The organism is Streptomyces sp. NBC_01116 (assembly GCF_041435495.1).
GTDB lineage: Bacteria > Actinomycetota > Actinomycetes > Streptomycetales > Streptomycetaceae > Streptomyces.
Window position 1 is genome coordinate 8,554,228 of sequence record NZ_CP108644.1, and the last position, 16,858, is coordinate 8,571,085.

The window sequence follows — 16,858 nt, forward strand, 5'->3', positions numbered from 1 at the left end:
TCGCCGGTCCGACACTTCGATCATGCCCTGGCAGGGTGGTGTCAGGCGGTGCGGGCGTCGTCGATGGTGCTGTGGATGCGTAGGACCTGATCGGCCCCCGTAAGAGTCAGGACGCGTTGCACCATGAGCGAGGGAGCGGCGATGCGGAGGTCGGTACGGTCGTGGGTGGTGATGATCAGTCTGAGGAACGTCGAGTCCGCGAACGTGATGCGGGACGCGAAGGGCGTACCTCGCCGCCGAAGGCCCGGACGGCGCCGCCCCCGGGTCGAACTGAGCTTCTCGTAGCCCCGGCCCGCAGGCGTCCGTCCGGCCGGCCGGGGTAGACGGCTGACCGGTCCGCCCATCGGCGCGGCCGGAACTCAGGAGAGGACACGATCAGCGTGAGCGACGCCGAGTACCGGAAACAGACCCCCGACGGAGCGGCCGAACTTCTGGTTCGCTGCCTGGAGAACGAGGGCGTCGAGGTGGTGTTCGGCGTACCGGGCGAGGAGAACATCCGTTTCACCAACGCCCTCGCCCGCTCGGAGAAGATCCGCTACGTCCTCACCCGGCATGAGCAGGCCGCGTCTTTCATGGCGGAGATGCACGGCCGGCTCACCGGCTCGGCGGGTGTGATGTCCGCGACGCTGGGGCCCGGCGCGATCAACCTGATGCTGGGCGTCGCCGACGCCATGACGAACAGCACGCCCGTTGTCGCGATCACCGCGCAGGTCGGCAAGGAGCGCAACTACAAGGAGTCCCACCAGTTCGTGGACCTGGTGAGCATGTTCGCCCCGGTCACGAAGTGGTCGGCGGAGGTACCGGCTACCCAGGCCATCCCCGAGATGGTGCGGCGCGCGTTCAAGACCGCGGAGTCCGAGCGGCCCGGCGCCATCTACCTCGCCGTGCCCGAGGACGTCGACGAGGCGACGGACGGCTCGGACCTGCGCCCGCTGCGCAGGAACGTCGTGCAGCCCGAGGCACCGTCCCCGAAGCAGATCAAGCGGGCGGTGGAACTGCTGCGGGAGGCCCGCCGGCCGGTGATCCTCGCCGGACACGGCGCGGCGCGGGGCGGCGCCGAGGAGTCGCTGGCGGCGTTCGCCACCGCGCTCGACGTGTCGACGGCGACCACCTTCCACGGCAAGGGCGTCCTGCCCGACGACCACCCGTGCGCCACCGGCACGTTCGGCTTCATGCGGCGCGACTACACCAACTTCGGGTTCGAGGAGGCCGACGTCGTCATCGCCGTCGGCTACGAGCTGCAGGAGTTCGACCCGTCCCGGATAAACCCGGACGGGGACAAGAAGATCATCCACATCCACCGCGTCCCGGCCGAGGTGGACAAAAGCTACTCGGTCGACGTCGGCATCATCGGCGACATCTCCGCCTCCCTCGACGCCCTCGCCACCGAACTCGACGGCCAGCGCTGGACCATCGACGACAAGGACACCACGGCCACCCGCACGCTGCTGGCCAAGGAACTCGAGCGGGGCGCCGCGGACGAGCGCTACCCGCTCGCCCCGCAGCGCGTCATCGCCGACACCCGCGCCGCGCTCGGTCGCGACGACATCGTGCTGGTCGACACCGGCGCGCTGAAGATGTGGATGGCCCGGCTCTACCCGACGTACGCGCCGAACACCTGCCTCATCTCCAACGGCTTGTCCACCATGGGCTTCTCGCTGCCCGGCGCGCTCGCGGTTCAGCTCGCCAGGCCGCAGACGAAGGTGCTGGCGGCGGTCGGCGACGGCTCGTTCCTCATGCACTCCCAGGAGATCGAGACGGCGGTTCGCGAGAACATCCCGCTGACCGTGCTGATCTGGGAGGACAACGGCTACGGGCTCATCAAGTGGAAGATGGACCTGGAGGTCGGGGAACACTCCAACACCGACTTCGGCAACCCGGACATCGTCCAGTACGCCCAAAGCTTCGGCGCGAAGGGCTACGACATCGAGTCCGCTGGGGACCTGCTGCCGACGCTCCGTGAGGCACTGGCGGACCCGGGCGTGTCGATCATCAACTGCCCGGTGGACTACGCCGAGAACATGAACCTCATCGAGCACCTCGGGCACCTCGACTCGGCGCTCTGACCAGCCCGCGGCGCGGCCCGACCCCCGTACGGGCTGCGCCGCGGCCCTCCCGCAGGGGCCGTGTCCTCGGGTCTGCGGTATCCCGTGGCATTCCGGCGGGGCGGGGTAGATGGCCACCGTGAGGTTCGACCGGTCGAGGAGAGGAACTTTCGTCATGCGTGCTCGGAGCGTAGGTGCGGCAGCCGCCACGGGGTTGGCGCTGGTGGCCGCCCGCGACCTCGTGCAGAAGAAGCACGCGCTGCTGAGGAACTTCCCCCTGGTGGGACACGCCAGGTATGTGCTGGAGACGATCGGCCCCGAGCTACGGCAGTACATCGTGACGTCCAACGACGAGGAGCGTCCCTTCAGCCGTGACCAGCGCAGCTGGATCTACGCGTCGGCGAAGGGGGAGAACAACTACTTCGGGTTCGGCACCGACAACGACATCGAGCACGTGCAGGGGCATGCATACGTGAAGCAGCGTACGTTCGCCGGTGCGCTGCCCGACCTGATCGATCCGCAGGCGGCGTTGCCCTCGGCCAAGGTGCTCGGCGGACCGCGCGGCCGCGCGAAGGCGTTCCGCCCGGCGAGCGTCATCAACATCTCGGCGATGAGCTTCGGCTCGCTGTCCGGCGCGGCCGTCACGGCGCTCAACAAGGGCGCGGCGCTGGCCGGGACGATGCAGAACACCGGCGAGGGCGGCCTGTCGCCCTACCACCTCAACGGCGGGGACCTCGTCCTCCAGATCGGTACGTCGTACTTCGGCTGCCGCAACGAGGACGGGACGTTCAACCTCGACAAGCTCAAGTCCATGGTCGCGGGCGCGCCCGTCAAGGCGATCGAGATCAAGCTCTCGCAAGGCGCGAAGCCGGGGCTCGGCGGCATGCTTCCGGGCGCAAAGGTGACCGACGAGATTGCCGGGATCCGCGCCATTCCCGCAGGCAAGGACTGCGCTTCGCCGTCGCGGCACACCGCGTTCCACGACGTGGACTCGATGCTCGACTTCGTGGAACTGCTGGCCACGGAGACCGGGTTGCCGGTCGGGATCAAGAGCGCCATCGGGGAGATGGACTTCTGGGAGGAACTCGCCACCCTGATGGAGCGGGGCGAGCGAGGGGTCGACTTCGTGACCGTCGACGGTGGCGAGGGCGGCACCGGGGCGGCTCCTCTGATCTTCGCCGACTCGGTGTCCCTGCCGTTCCGCATGGGCTTCTCCCGCGTCTACGGCGTGTTCGCCGAGCGGGGCCTGACCGACGACATCACCTTCATCGGCTCCGGCAAGCTCGGCCTGCCCGAGAAAGCCGTCGTCGCGTTCGCCCTCGGCGTCGACATGATCAACGTGGGCCGTGAGGCGATGCTGTCCATCGGCTGCATCCAGGCCCAGAAGTGCCATACCGACAAGTGCCCCACCGGCATCGCCACCCAGAACCCGTGGCTGGCGCGCGGCATCGACGCGCCCTCGAAAGGCATCCGGGCCGCGATGTACCTGCGCACCCTGCGCAGGGAGTTGCTGAAGGTCTCGGGCGCCGTCGGTGTCCCCCACCCGTCGCTCATCACCCCCACCGACATAGACATCCTGAACGGCGACTACGACGCCCGCAGCCTGGGGAGTGTGTACGGCTACAAGGATGGCTGGGGCTCGCTCGGCCCGGAGCTCGCCCATGAGATCGCCGAACTGCTTACCACCTGAGCCAGCTACTCGGCCAACCGTCATGCCTCGCGCAGCACGCCCATCGAGTGGAGCGCACCGAGTGGACGGTGGTGCGCATCGCGGTGCGCACCGGATGGACTCGGTGCGCACCGCTTGGGCGAGCACCAGGTGCTCATCGCACATCGCCTCCAGTGTGTCGGCGGTGTCCGGGTGCTCGGGGTCCGGGATCACGTTCACCGTGAACCGGATGATGCCGCGGGCGATGCCCGGCGCCGCCGTGACGGGGGAGTCCCGCGCCCAGTCCCGCAGCGCGCATCCGACCTCGCCCAGCGCGAAGGAGCCTGCGGACAGCTCTGCCCCCGTCCGCGGCCGTGGCGGGCCCGACGATGTCCTCGGCAAGCCGCAGCAGGACGAACGGGTCCCTCCGCTGCCGGAGGCCGATGACGGTGACCTCCGGGGCCGCCGGGAGCGCGCGGCGCTGCATGCATGGGGTCAGCCCCCGGTCCTGGGACACCTACAAGAGGGATGCGGCTCTGGTCGAGGCGGAGCTCAAGCCGGGCGGCGTCGCCCACTGGCCCCGGGCATGGTCCGCACTCCTTGGCGGATGACCAGCTTTGCTCGCCAGCTCCACGACACCCTGCTCACCACCCGGCCCGAACTGGATGCAACGCTCCTCGTCGACCAGGACCACCCCAAAGTCCACGCCCTGTACCGGGGCCGGGGCTGGACCACCCTCGGGGACCTGCGCCCCCGCCTGGACGACGCCCCGCTCTTCCATGCCATGCTGCTCGGCCTTCCCCCAGGGGCTGGGGAGTCGGGGCGTGAGGGCGCACCGTGGTGGTCGAACCGGCGAGGAATGGTCGCCGGTCCGAGTCCTCGTGTTCCGTGCGATGTCGGTCCCCGCCTGCTGGGGCAGATCCCCCGTACGGGGGATCTGCCCCAGCAGGCGGGGAGGCCGAGGATTCGGTGCAGGCCGTTTCCTCGTGCCGGCCACAAGGGCTGCACGCCGCTCCTCGGGGTCCTCGTCACTTTGCATGCCGCTGGGGTAGTCCCGGGTGGTCACGGGTCCATGGGGCCGGTGACGGCGGGGGGAACTCGTCGCGGCTTCGCCTGAGCTTGGGGCGCGTCAACAGGAGACAGAGGACTTCGCGGGCATCGGCGCGCCGGTCGGGATCGTGGGCGAGAACCGCGACGGCGGTTGCCAGGAGCGGACCAAGAACGCCCAGCACGAGGCCGGCGAGCGGCACAATGAGCATCATCACGAGGGTGGCTTCCGGTAGGGAACGGGCTGACGCCACTCATTGAGGCAGCCCTGAAGTGTTCGGTGGGGTGGTCCGAAGGACGGCGAACGACGCCGAACAGCGACGAACAGCGACGAGAGCAGGAGGTGGCGGTGTGGACCCGGTCGAGAAGTTCGCCGCTTGGCTGCGTCACCTGCACCGGGAAGCGAAGAAGCCCAGCTACACCGAGATCGTGCGCCGGATCCGGTTGGCCGATCCGACCGCGAGTGTGGTCGTCAGCACGATCTCCGAGACCCTCAACGGCAAACGCCTACCGCGCTGGACGACGGTGGAGCCGATCGCCCGGGTCCTGGGCGGCCCGGCCGCGGTCGAGGAATGCCTGCGCCGCTGGAAGCAGGCCGACGCCGCCCGCACCCCAACCGCCACGCAGAGCGACACCGCACCGACCCCTGACAGTCCCGCCCCCGGCCCGGAGACCGAGAGTGCCGTCGCCGGGTCAGGGACGAGCCACTCCTCCATCGCTCCGGGCGGAGGCGGAGAGGCGGCTGATCCGGATCAAGGAGCGCGCGAAGACGAGGCGCCGGTACACGCTCCACGCAGAAAACCGACTCTGGTGTGGGTGGTGGGTACGGTCACCGCACTGGGCGTCGCCGCAGCGGCCTGGGGAGCCGTAACCCTCATCGACGACCGGAACCAGACACCCACCGGAGGCCCGACAGCCGGTACGCCGCGGTTTGAGTCCGGCAGCTACGAAACAGTGCTGACTGTGAACAAGAAGTCCTGGGCGTCGCCAGACGGCAACGTTCGTATCCGCGTGCCTGGGGCATCCACCAGCGATGGCCCCACGCTCTTCGTCACCACACCGTCGGTCTCCTGCCCGCAGACCACGGTAGCGATCGGCGACGCGCTCGTCGTGCCAGAGGCGTCCGGCAGTTCATGGACCCGCATCACCACCCTGAAGGTATGGGCACAGGACACCCCGAACGGCGAACCCTTTGACATGTACGTCCAACTTCAGGTCGACCAGGGCACGGGCCGTGCGCCGGAAGGGCAAGAATGTGCTTCCTGAAGCACATTTCGTCCGGCGTGCCCGCGCGCTGCCCGACACGTACGAGGACAACCCCACCGCCATCGCAGGCAGGGAGGTGCGGGAGCGCGCTGGAGGCCGAAGGCCTGGAACAGTCCCTCGCTGATCGGGCACCCCAGACGGCGGGGCCGGTCTGCTTGAGGCATGCTCTATGTGACTCTGCGCGCCCCCTCGGGCAGGGATAGCGCTGCCGCCGGGAACATGTGTTCCGGCCACCCACCGGTCATTTGGCCAATGTGTGGCGTCAACGCGTGCAACCCAGGTGGGAGGGACAGAAACGTTCCGCGTACGAACGGTGGATTCCTGACGGCTTCTCTGCTGACAGACGGGGGTATCTCGAATGAGCGGTTGCACGGACCTCGACATGCGGGTAAAGAACTTCCCTGAACTCGGATTCCTCATCTTGCCCGGATTCCTCCCCGCCTCCTTGGTCGATCGTCTCGTACCCGAGGTGGACCGCTGGGTGGACACCGGCCTCAGACAGTTATCCATCGATGCCTGCTCCTTAACGGAGGACGACTCTCCGCCGAAACTCGAACTACAGATGGCGGCTCACGCGGAGCTCGCCGTCCACGCTCCGCTCCTGGAACTCCTGCGGGACGAGAACCTGCTGGGGCCCTCTTTCGTCTTCCATCACCTGCATAGCGACCGGCGGCCGCCCGGCGGAGCCGGCAAGAGCTGGCACCACGACTACGAACAGCACCCCCAGCGGGACCGAGCCCTGCCGATGATCCACGCACTGCACTACCTCGGCGGCCTCAGACCCGGCATGGGGTCGCTGGCCGTGCTGCCGGGATCCCACCACCAGATCGCCGAGAAAGACGAGATGAGCGGTCTGGGCACCGCCTGGCAGCCCGGGGAGGAGACCATCGACAACCTGCCCCGCGGCACCACCGTGCTCCTGCACTCGGCGCTCTTCCACACCCGCCGAGCCGCCCGAGGCCCGGCAGACGCAGCCCCCCGGTACATGGTCGACGCCTCGTACTGCACAACCGGGGCTCCGTGGCCGCCCGTCAAGCCGTACTGGCGGTCCGTGCTGGCCGTGGGACGGACGCTGGAACCGGCCCGGGCACAGTGGCCCGAACTCTTCTCCGAACGGCACTTCAGTCCGTACGTCCCCCGCACCCGCAGGCCGTCGGCGTGAAGACCCTGGAAGCCGTCAGCTACGACGCGCTCATGAGCCGCTTCACCCGGGAACACCCCTACGACCCCTGCGACGAGGCCAACTCGAACGACGAGGCCGCCGCGCACATCCATGACGCGCAGCACGTCCTTGGCGGACGCTGGCACCGGGTTCTGCTGGAGGGGCCCGAGGTACTCGACGTCGTACTGCCCTGGCACCTGGGCGAGGACGGCGACGTCGAACTGATCCCGCCGGCCGGCCTCACAGTGGCCGCCGCGGCGATCCGTCTCGCCGCGCTCGACGCCACGTACGCGCAGACCAATCCGCTCTGCGCGTTCAAGCTGACGCGCCAGACCCACCTGGCCCGGCCGCTGTACCTGAGCACCCGGGCGATGCCCACCCGGGACTACGCCGCGCTGACCGTCCGGGAAGGCCTGGTCCATCTCGACGGCCTGCACCGGATGCTGGCATGGCACCGCAGCGGCCTGCTGGCCCCGGGCCGCTGGGTCGAGGCCTACGTCGCGGGACTGCCCGATGAGTCGGCCTAGGGCGTGTTTCGAAAGTCCCTCCTGCTCGGCGACGCCTGGCACGCACGCTCGCCGCGTTGTCGGGATCACCCCGATACATCCAGTATCGGGGCGACCCTCCGCCTTGCGATCGCACGCACCAGACGCCGCCGAGCCCGCCCTCCGGGCGGACGGCGCTACTTTCGAAACACGCCCTAGCCGCGTCCGATCAAGGGCATGGAGCTGGGCATGAGGAGGACGGACTGCATGTTGACTCCCGCCGGTAGCGCGGCCATGGCGCGGACGGTCTCGACGACATGGCGCATGTCCATCGTCGGCTCGACCTGGAAGGAGCCGTCCGCCTGGCGTACCTCGGGCTGCGGCCGGTCCTGGGGTGTGACATTGCCGATGTCGATCTGGCCGCAGGAGATGTCGTAGCGGCGGCCGTCCAGGGAGAGCGACCGGGTCAGCCCGGCCACAGCGTGCTTGGCCGCGGTGAAGGCGATGGAGTCGGGGCGGGGTGCCTGGGCGGACGGTGCCCCATTGTTGATGATCCGGCCGCCCCGCGGTGACTGGAGTTTCATCATGCGGAAAGCGGCCTGCGAACAGAGGAAGGTGCCGGTGGCGATGGAATCCATCACTCTGTGCCAGTCCGCGGCACTCACTTCCTCCGTGGGCGTGTACGGCATGGTGTCGGCGGCGTTGTTGAACAGCAGATCCAGTCGGCCGAACCGGTCGGCCACCCCGGCGAACAACGCGTCGACATCACCGGGTTCGGTGATGTCCGCCCGCATCGCCACTGCCCGCTCGCGGTCCGCGGCAGGTGCGAGTCTGGCCGTCTCCGCCAGCGCAGCCGCGCGCCGCCCGGTCAGAACGACCGTCCAGCCGTCGGCGAGCAGGCCCAGCGCGCAGGCTCTTCCTACCCCGCTGCCCGCCCCGGTGACCACAGCAGTCCGTACAGCCATGATGTGCACTTCCTCTCCACGTGGGCCAGCTCTCCGAGCGTGTCCCTGCGCTTCCCCGACCAAACAGGAGCAGCAATGAATGGCTTCATCCCGGCACTGGGCGGCACCAGCGGCAGCCGGTCCTGGTTTGAACGAGCACAGCACTCGCTGGCCGGCGGGATCAGCTCATCCTCCCGGCTCACCTCCACCGGACCGCACCCGTATCCCCTCTACATGGCGGACGGTTCAGGGGCCCGGATCACGGACGTCGACGGGAACGAGTACATCGACTACCTCATCTCGTACGGCAGCGCCGTGCTCGGACACGCCTCGCCGCTGCTGACCGAAGCGCTCACCCAGGTCCTGCAATCGGGGACGATGTTCGGCACATGCAACGTCCCCGAGGTGGAACTGGCCGAACTCATCTGCCGGATGGTGCCGTGCGCCGATCTCGTGCGGTACGCGAACTCGGGCAGCGAGGCAGTGCAGGGAGCGGTGAGGGCGGCGCGCGGATTCACCGGGCGTTCCACGATCCTCAAGTTCGAGGGCCACTACCACGGCTGGAGCGACACCCTGGCCATCTCGAACCGGCCCTCCGCAGCCCAGGCCGGACCTTACGCGACACCGCATCCTGTCCCACACTCACCCGGCATCCCAGCAGGCGTCATCGACGACGTGGTGGTCTGCCCGTGGAACGACCCCACGGCACTGCGGGACGTCCTGGACGCCCACCCGGACCTGGCCGCCGTGATCTGCGAGCCGATCGTCGCCAACAACGCCTGCACGATGCCCGACCCGGGCTACCTGGACCTCCTCCGCGAGGAATGCACAGCACGCGACCTGGTCCTGATCTTCGACGAGGTATGCACCGGATTCCGCACAGGCCCAGGCGGAGCCCAGAACCTGTTCGGCGTCCTGCCGGACATCGCGGTCTTCTCCAAGGCGCTCGGCGGCGGGCTTCCGATCGCCGCCTTCGCCGGCCGCCGTGCCGTGATGGAACCGCTGGCCCGCGGCGAGGTCAAGCACGGCGGGACCTACAACGCCTCCCCACTGTGCGCGACGGCCGCACTCGTCACCCTCCGGCAACTGAACGACCCCGCCGTCACCAAACGCATCGACGAAGCCGGACAGCGCCTGATGGAAACCATCCGCCGGGCCGCGCACGACAACCGGGTGCCCTGCGCCGTCCAGGGCGTCGGCGCGATGTTCCAGGTGGTCTTCTCCTCGGACGGCGCACCCACCCGGCGCTACCGCGACCTGCTCGCCGCGGACACGGGCCGCTACGACGCCTTCCGGCACGAACTCCTCAAGCGTGGCGTGCACTCCAACGCCTACGCCATGGCCTGCTGGTTCGTTCCCGCAGTCGTCTCCGAGGACGACCTGTCAGCCACCTGCCGGGCCGTGGAAGAGGCATTCGCAGTCCTGAGATGACGACGCAAGACCCTCGCCCGCCCAGGGGCAGCAAGATAGAGGTACTCCGTGCCGGCCGGTGGTGGGCGGACCGGAGGTGCGGTGCCGAGGGTCGACCCCTTGCTCCCGCCGGGAGCGCCTCGAACCGCTGGGGGACGTCGGCGGCCACGCACCGTGGATGGCCGATGAGCTGGAGGTTGATCTGCGCACGGTGGCCGCCCGAACCCGGTCGGCGTGGGCGGTGAGAGCGGACTGTGGTGGTCGGACCGGCGTGGAGTGGTCGCCGGTCCGACGGTTCGATCATGGCCTGGCCGGGTGTTTGGTGTCAGGCGTGGCGGGCGGCGTCGAGGGTGGAATGGATGCGTAGGACCTGGTCGGCTCCCACGACGGTGAAGAGGCGCTGGACTGTGGGGGAGGGGGCGGCGATGCGCAGGTCGGCGCGGTCGTGGGCGGTGAGGATCAGTCTCAGGAACATCGAGTCCGCGAACGTGATGCGGCTGGCGTCCAGGATCAGTCCGCCGTAGCCGGTGATGGCCGCATCGATCTGTGCCTCCAGGGGAGGCAGGGCGTCGATGTCGAATTCGCCCTCGGGCGCGATGACCGGCAGTGGGTCGGAGTAGGAGCGGTCGGGCTGAGGTGTCGTCATCGCGTGATTATCCCCAAGCGTTCCGAGGGGAGTTCCGTCGGCCCGCACCCGCACCCGCACCCGCGCCCGGGACACCGGACGACAGGTCGTTCCGCACCGGCGATGCCAGCCGCCCGAGCGCGGACTCCCACCGCCGGCACGGACTCTCAGCATCAACGGCGTGCGCACCGCGCCACGTGCCCCAGCCGTGTCCAGCTGCCGACCGCGAGCGCGACTGACTGCTCTCTCAGGAGAGGCAGCGGCGACAGCGACAGGTGCAGGGTTCGGGAACCGGGCGGTGCTATGTGCGGGGCCTGAGGCGCATGTGCAGCCGTTGCGGGCTGAGTGTGAGGGCCAGGGCGGGGCGGACGGGGCGGCCAGGCAGGGGTTCCAGGCGCCACCGTGCGGCGATCGTGGCCAGGATGATGACGGTTTCGGTGATGCCGAACTGGTCGCCGACGCACTTGCGGGCGCCTCCGCCGAACGGGATGAAGGAGCCGTCCGGTGGGTTGAGGTGGCGGGAGCTGCTCCACCGGTCGGGGTCGAATTGCTCGGGGTTGTCGTACTGGTCGGTTCGGTGGTGGATGAGATAGGGGCTGAAGAAGACGGCCGTGCCGGCGCGGACGGGGTGCGTGCCGAGGTGTGTGTCGGTGGTGGTGGTGCGGCTGACGAGCCAGGCCGGCGGATGGCGTCGCAGGGATTCCATGAGGACGCGGCGTGTGTATTCCAGCCTGGGCACGTCGTCGAGTGTGGCTGCGGCGCCGGCGAGAACGCTGTCGGCCTCGGCGTGGAGCTGTTCTTCGATGTGGGGATGCTGGGCCAGTGCGTGCAGTGCCCATGCCAGGGTGGCGGCCGCGGTCTCGATGCCGGCGAAGAAGAAGGCCATCAGCTGGTCGATGACCTCGGCGTCGGAAAGGTTCTGGTCATGGCCGTCCTCGGGGGAATCGGGGCTGCCGAGGAGTACGGACAGCAGGTCGTCGTGGCCGGTGTCGGCGGAGCGGCGGTCTGCGGTGGCGCGGGCCATGGTCTGGCGCAGGCGGGATTGGGCCTGGTAGTAGCGGCGGTTGCCGGGGGTGGGGAGCGTGTTCAGGCGCGGTGGTGTGATCATGCGCCGGAAGATGCCGTCCGTGATGGCGCCGAGGTCCTCCAGTACCTCGGTGATGGCGGTGGGGTTGAGGGTGTCGGCGAACATGGTTGCCACCAGGCCCTGGGCGACGATGTTCTGCATCTCGGCATAGGCGTCGATGGTCTGGCCGTCGGTCCACGAGCCGGTGATGCTGTCGGTCTGTTCGGTCATCAGGCGGGCGTACGCGGGCATGCGGGCAGGGTGGAAGGCGGGCTGGACCAGCCGTCGCTGGCGGCGGTGGTCGGTATGGGGGCAGAGGGGCAGGCCGTTGCCCAGGACTTCCCTGCCCTGGTCGAATGCCGGGCCGCCTTTGTCGAAGGTGCGGTCGTTGACCAGGACGTGGCGGGTCAGTCCCGGGTCGCACACCATAAGGGCCTTCATGGGGCCGACTCGGATGTGGACCAGGTCTCCGTGGGCGGGCAGTGAGGTGAGGAATTTCAGAGGGTCGCGTGCCAGTGGCAGGAGGTGGCCGAGGAGAGGCAGCGCTCCCGGTGCCTGGCTGATCGGAACGTCCGTTGTCATAGCTGTCCACTCTCGGGTCGGCGGTGCGGTGGATGAAGCGGGGACGCGGGGTGCGCGGGGCCGGTTGCTGCGGGTGGAGCCCGGTGCCGGTTCCGGGGAGGCGGATCCCGCGACCCCGCCGGTTCAACCCGGTGCGCCCTGGGTGCTTGGGGCTTGGCGCGTGCGGGCGTGGAACGGCACTGCCCGGTGACCCGCTGTCCGTCATGGGGCATCCTCGGCGGCGCCGGGCATGGCCGGCGGGCATTCTGTGCGGGGCCTGTGCCGCAGTTGCTGTCGGGGCGTCAGATGAGTGGCGAGGTGCTGCACGGGGCCGGTCGCCGGGTCGCGCGGTCGGTGTAGCGGGCGGTTTCCTCTGCCCGGAGGGCGTTGCCGGCCATCCAGGTCCTGAGTCCTTCGACCATTTCGGTGAGGGCTGGCGGTCGTCGGGCTGCAGGTGGAGGTAGAGGACGGCCTCGGCGCGGCTCCCGGCGGCGAGGAGCCCGTCCGACCTGGACGTCGACCCGCTGGGCGACGAGATCGGCGGCTTCCTGCAAGGAGACGTCGAGTTTGCTGGTCAGGGCCACGACAATGTTGGAGAGGTCGTTGAGGCGGATCTCCTTGGGCGCGGAGTACGGGTCGTTGACCCAGGCCACGACGTGGGGGCGGCTTCGCGCATGGTCGCGGCGTCCGGGTTGCGGATCAGGTGGCCGGGCACCGGCTTGGCGGGGCGACCTCGATGAGGCCGGCGGCGACGTAGATGGCACTGGTCAGGAGCCGGTGGGCGCAGTACGCGTCCTCTGCGAAGGGGGTTTCGGAGAAGTTGATCTCCGATTGGCGGACGTGCGAGTAGAGGTAGTCGGTCGTGTCGTGGACGAGGCGGCTGGCCCACGCGGCGGTCATGCCCGGCCGGGTGTGGGCCCACAGGTCGGCCAGTCCTTCCCGGATCCTCGACACCGCGAGGACGTCGCCCACCCGGTGGGGCCCGGTTCGCGGGGCGGTGCGAGGAAGGGGGCGATGAACTGGTCGGCGATCTCGGTGGCCACCTCCGGGTCGCGGGCCCCACCGTGTCGTCCAGGACGTCGTTCAGGATGAAGTAGGCGCTCATCCAGTCCGCCAGGACGTATAAACGGCCGACGGAGGCGTGGGGATAGACCCGGGCGGCCGGCCTTCCGAGCAGGAACGAGTCGTTGACCTCTCGCGCTTTCGGGCTGTTGGCGATCATGCCCATTTCCTGTACCGACGCCTGGGTGTGCTGCTGGGCGCGGTCTTCGTGGGGGTGGAGCCTGGACGGCAGATCGAGGCGGAGCTGAGGGCCTGCGAGATCCATGATCACTCCCTGGTCCTTGTCCTGACAGTGGCGGGGCTGCGGCCCACCGGTTCCTTTCCTTTCAAGAGAGCCAGTACCACCCCAGGAAGGGAAGGTCTCGGTAACCAAAAGGGCGTGAACGTGTTGAACGGTCCTGTGCAGGCGAACCAGGGGGGCGGGCCAGACGAAGGCCTGCTAGGAAAAGCACCCTGCCCCGGCCCAGTCCGCGACCGTGGAGAGCTGGCGGGTGCTGTTCTGCTGCGTCATGTTCCCGAAGCCGATGATCTTCCCGCCCCGGGTGCTTGCTGGTGGTCCTGATCCAGGTCTCACGCGGTTCGCGGACGGCCCGGACACGGGCGCGCCCTGGGTGCCCAACGTCAGCCTCTCCACGCTGACGCCCGGGCGGATCGACGTGAACTGGCACGACGGAGGCGTATCCAGCCCAGGTCAGGTCCGACGGGGGGCAGAGCCCGGCGACCGCGTCCGCCGCGTCCGGGATCTCGTCCGTCGCGATGGCCCCGACGGCGGTGTCCCGGGTGTCGCGGCTGGTGACGAGCAGGACTCCGCCTCCGTGTGGGCGTAGCCGCCCCCGGTAGGCGGCCGGCGGCCGTGTCCCGGGCCCGACGAGGGAGGGGGTGTCGACGTGGTCGATGACGATCAGTCACCCCTTGGCGGTGGCCAGGTGTTCCCAGACCGCGTCGACGAGCGACACCCTTCCCGTCCGGGCCGCCTCCAGCCGGGCTTCGGACAGGCCGAGGATGTGAGCGGCTTGGGCAAGGTCCTGCCCGAGTTGGGCGGTATCGTCGCGCCACCAGATCCACACCACCACCCGCCCCTCGGCCCGGGCCCGGGCCGGAGGCCTCCGCGGCGAGCGTGGTCTTGCCCAGCCCTCCGGCCCCGCACACCACCGCCATGCCCCGCCAGGCCCCCGAACCAGGGTGCCGATCCGCTCCAGCTCCGGCGCACGCCCCCGCACCCGCGCTGAGACCTCAGGCGGGTTCATCGAGTGCCCCCTGCCGTGCGCCGCCCCAGCGGCACAGGCCGCACACCGTCGTCCCGCGGCCCGGCGGCCAGGCGCCGCTCCCAGAAGAACAGCCCGAGCGACACCACAGCCAGCGCCCCGAACACCGACCACACCAGGACGTGTTCTCCGCCCACTCCGGCAGTTCCGCGGTGACGTAGTTCGTCACGATCCCCACCAGGAAGGCGATTCCCGCCGAACCCCCCAAGACCGCCGAACCCATCCTGGCCGCACGCCTGCTTCCGGCCACCCTCACGTCCCCTGCCCTGCCCTGCCCGGAACCAGGACCACGTCATCGCCCCGGCCCGACGGAGCGTCCTTGATCCGACCGTTCCGGTACCTGCCCGTGACACTGCATCAGCCCAGCATCGTGGGGCGGCTGTCTCCTGCACCTGCGCTGCCGGCGCTCCGCCCGAGTGCTTCGTTCGAGCACAGCCGGCGGACGACCGGCCGCTGGACGAGAACAGCGCCCAAACCAGGGTTACAGCTCAGTCTGTTGGACGAGAACAGCAACCAGACCAGTTGCCGCCCGGGCGGCCGTCCTCCTCCGCGAGGCCGCCGACCTGACCGGCGCCCCCCGCCCGCGCCACGACACCCCGCCCGGTGCCCCGGACGGCGCCGCGCACCGTACGGGTGACACCCACCACCGGGCGTGGCCCCGCCCCGCCCCCGCCCGTTACCGGTGTACAGCCCCGGCCCCAGACCGGAGCGCACCCGGCCCCCGGCCCTGGACCCGGCCAGGGCCCGGGGCCGGGTGCGCTGACCGACGACGAAGGAGCCTTCCCCGTGACGACCCCCGCGCCCGCCCAGCTCCAGGGTGAGCCGTTCTCCGAGGCCCTGTCCGAGGCGGCGCAGGCCGCCGGGATGTCGGTCCGGCTGATCCTCGCGATCGCGGACGCGGTCCGCTGCGCCTCCCAGAAACACCACCACAATCAGGAGCAGGACCTGTCCGAGGACCTCGGGCAGATCGCGGAGTCCTGGTGGTCCGCCGACGAGCTCGGCAAGCACCTGCCCGAGTCTCTCCTCGACCACCTCACCGGCAGTGAGGACTGGCCGGTGATGGCCCGCCAGCTCATCTCCCTCAGCCACGCCGGCGTCGACCTCACGACGTTCCTCCCGAACCTCGGCACCATGGCCTCCGGCGTCGAGCAGGCCGTCGCCCGCAACACCGCCCGCATCCAGGCCGAGGGCACCGACCGCTGGGCCGACCTCCTGCGCACGACCATCCCCGAGGGCCTGGTCCGCGACGCGATCCTCGCCTCCCCGGCCTGGCCCGACATCGCCGCCACCATGGGCCGCCTCCACGACCAGGGCGTCGACGTCGCCCGCATCCTCAACCACGCCCACACAGCCGGCCTCAACGTCGACCAGGCCATCGCCGCCGCCGTCACCCCGACACCGGCCACCACACCCGCCCCGGCCACCGCTCCCGCTCAGGGTCCCGCCACTGCTCCACCCGTGCCGCCGCGCCCGCTCCGGCTACCGCGCCGACTCCACCCGCTTTCGCTCCGCTCCTGCTCCGGCCGCCGCGCCCGCGCCGGCCCCTGCCGCGTCGGCCGCCACCACACCGCAGCCCGCCGCGCCCGCCGCCCCTGCTCCGGCCGTCGCGCCGCCCACTCCCGGCACAGCGCAGAGGCCCGACCCCTGGGCCGCTCCCGCGGTGAGCACCGACGCGAAGAACCTCTGGGCCCGCTGGCTGAGGGCCTGAACATCCCCCGGGACCTCGACTTCGGTAACCGGGCCCGCGCCCTGGACCAGCTCGGCGTCACCTCCGCCGCTCACCGCACCCTGGTGACCAGGTCAACGAGACCCTCTCCGCGCAGGAGGAGGCGTTCCTGGTGAGCTCCCGTCAGTGGCCCGTCCTCGCCCACCGCATGCACCGCATGCACCGCATGCACCGCATGGCCCAGCAGAACGTGCCCTTCGACGCGCGCCTCGCCCGCATCGCACCCGACACCGCCCCTTGGCGCACCGGCCCGCCCTCCGGCATCGCCGCCCGCCTTCTCCTGGCCGCTCACCAAGCCCTCACCACACCGCTTGACCAGCCCCTGCCCGCCGGCCCGCGTGTCCCCACCACGGCAGCCCGCTCCCGCTCCACCACCACCGTCCTGGACACCGCCGTGCCCAAGCGGCCCGCCCTCGCAGACCCCGCCGCACCCGCACACCGCCGGAACACCGCCCCCGCGCCCAGTCAAGGACGCGGACGGTAACTACCACCCGGGCCCAACAGCCGCTCCTGCACAGGCTTTTGTGGCATGGCGCCCATGGCCTG

Annotated in this window: 14 protein-coding genes; 8 read left to right on the forward strand and 6 right to left on the reverse strand. The window is 70.1% G+C overall.

The genetic code is table 11. The features are described 5' to 3' along the window. Positions 1-380: 380 nt before the first annotated feature. The 5 genes from OG245_RS37090 to OG245_RS37110 all read left to right on the forward strand — a co-directional run bounded on the left by OG245_RS37090 (position 381) and on the right by OG245_RS37110 (position 7,695). Positions 381-2,066, forward strand: a complete 1,686-nt coding sequence (locus tag OG245_RS37090; RefSeq protein ID WP_371627728.1) for an acetolactate synthase large subunit — start codon at positions 381-383, stop codon at positions 2,064-2,066. 154 nt (positions 2,067-2,220) lie between these two features. Then, positions 2,221-3,735 (forward strand): FMN-binding glutamate synthase family protein, encoded by a 1,515-nt coding sequence (locus OG245_RS37095; protein WP_371627729.1) that lies wholly within the window; start codon positions 2,221-2,223, stop codon positions 3,733-3,735. Between the two features lie 1,356 nt (positions 3,736-5,091). Beyond that, positions 5,092-6,006, forward strand: a complete 915-nt coding sequence (locus OG245_RS37100; protein ID WP_371627730.1) for an XRE family transcriptional regulator — start codon at positions 5,092-5,094, stop codon at positions 6,004-6,006. 382 nt (positions 6,007-6,388) lie between these two features. Further along, a complete protein-coding gene (locus tag OG245_RS37105; protein ID WP_371628095.1) occupies positions 6,389-7,168 on the forward strand; it encodes a phytanoyl-CoA dioxygenase family protein in 780 nt (259 codons plus the stop codon). After that, a complete protein-coding gene (locus OG245_RS37110; RefSeq protein WP_371627731.1) occupies positions 7,165-7,695 on the forward strand; it encodes a DUF6309 family protein in 531 nt (176 codons plus the stop codon). Before OG245_RS37105 ends, OG245_RS37110 begins: the two co-directional genes overlap by 4 nt. A gap of 173 nt (positions 7,696-7,868) precedes the next feature. Here the strand turns inward: OG245_RS37110 and OG245_RS37115 are convergent, their stop codons facing one another. After that, complete coding sequence (locus OG245_RS37115; RefSeq protein WP_371627732.1) at positions 7,869-8,618, reverse strand: SDR family oxidoreductase; 750 nt, start codon at positions 8,616-8,618, stop codon at positions 7,869-7,871. Between the two features lie 75 nt (positions 8,619-8,693). On the opposite strand from OG245_RS37115, the gene OG245_RS37120 reads away from it, so the two are divergent. Next, the gene (locus OG245_RS37120) at positions 8,694-10,028 is read left to right on the forward strand and encodes an aspartate aminotransferase family protein (RefSeq protein ID WP_371627733.1); all 1,335 of its coding nucleotides are present in this window, start codon (positions 8,694-8,696) and stop codon (positions 10,026-10,028) included. Between the two features lie 304 nt (positions 10,029-10,332). On the opposite strand, the gene OG245_RS37125 is transcribed toward OG245_RS37120, so the two are convergent. The 5 genes from OG245_RS37125 to OG245_RS37145 form a co-directional block, all read right to left on the reverse strand. Beyond that, a complete protein-coding gene (locus tag OG245_RS37125; protein WP_371627734.1) occupies positions 10,333-10,653 on the reverse strand; it encodes an STAS domain-containing protein in 321 nt (106 codons plus the stop codon). Positions 10,654-10,933: 280 nt separating this feature from the next. Next, positions 10,934-12,280, reverse strand: a complete 1,347-nt coding sequence (locus OG245_RS37130; protein ID WP_371627735.1) for a cytochrome P450 — start codon at positions 12,278-12,280, stop codon at positions 10,934-10,936. Between the two features lie 281 nt (positions 12,281-12,561). Continuing rightward, entirely contained in the window at positions 12,562-12,912 is a 351-nt protein-coding gene (locus OG245_RS37135; protein WP_371627736.1) for a hypothetical protein, read from the reverse strand. 46 nt (positions 12,913-12,958) lie between these two features. After that, on the reverse strand, positions 12,959-13,231 hold the full coding sequence (locus OG245_RS37140; protein WP_371627737.1) for a terpene synthase family protein: 273 nt from the start codon (positions 13,229-13,231) through the stop codon (positions 12,959-12,961). 995 nt (positions 13,232-14,226) lie between these two features. Then, the gene (locus tag OG245_RS37145) at positions 14,227-14,391 is read right to left on the reverse strand and encodes a hypothetical protein (RefSeq protein WP_371627738.1); all 165 of its coding nucleotides are present in this window, start codon (positions 14,389-14,391) and stop codon (positions 14,227-14,229) included. 981 nt (positions 14,392-15,372) lie between these two features. On the opposite strand from OG245_RS37145, the gene OG245_RS37150 reads away from it, so the two are divergent. Beyond that, a complete protein-coding gene (locus tag OG245_RS37150) occupies positions 15,373-16,428 on the forward strand; it encodes a hypothetical protein (protein ID WP_371627739.1) in 1,056 nt (351 codons plus the stop codon). Next, positions 16,425-16,796, forward strand: coding sequence for a hypothetical protein (locus tag OG245_RS37155; RefSeq protein WP_371627740.1), 372 nt, complete (start codon positions 16,425-16,427; stop codon positions 16,794-16,796). Before OG245_RS37150 ends, OG245_RS37155 begins: the two co-directional genes overlap by 4 nt. Positions 16,797-16,858 lie beyond the last annotated feature (62 nt).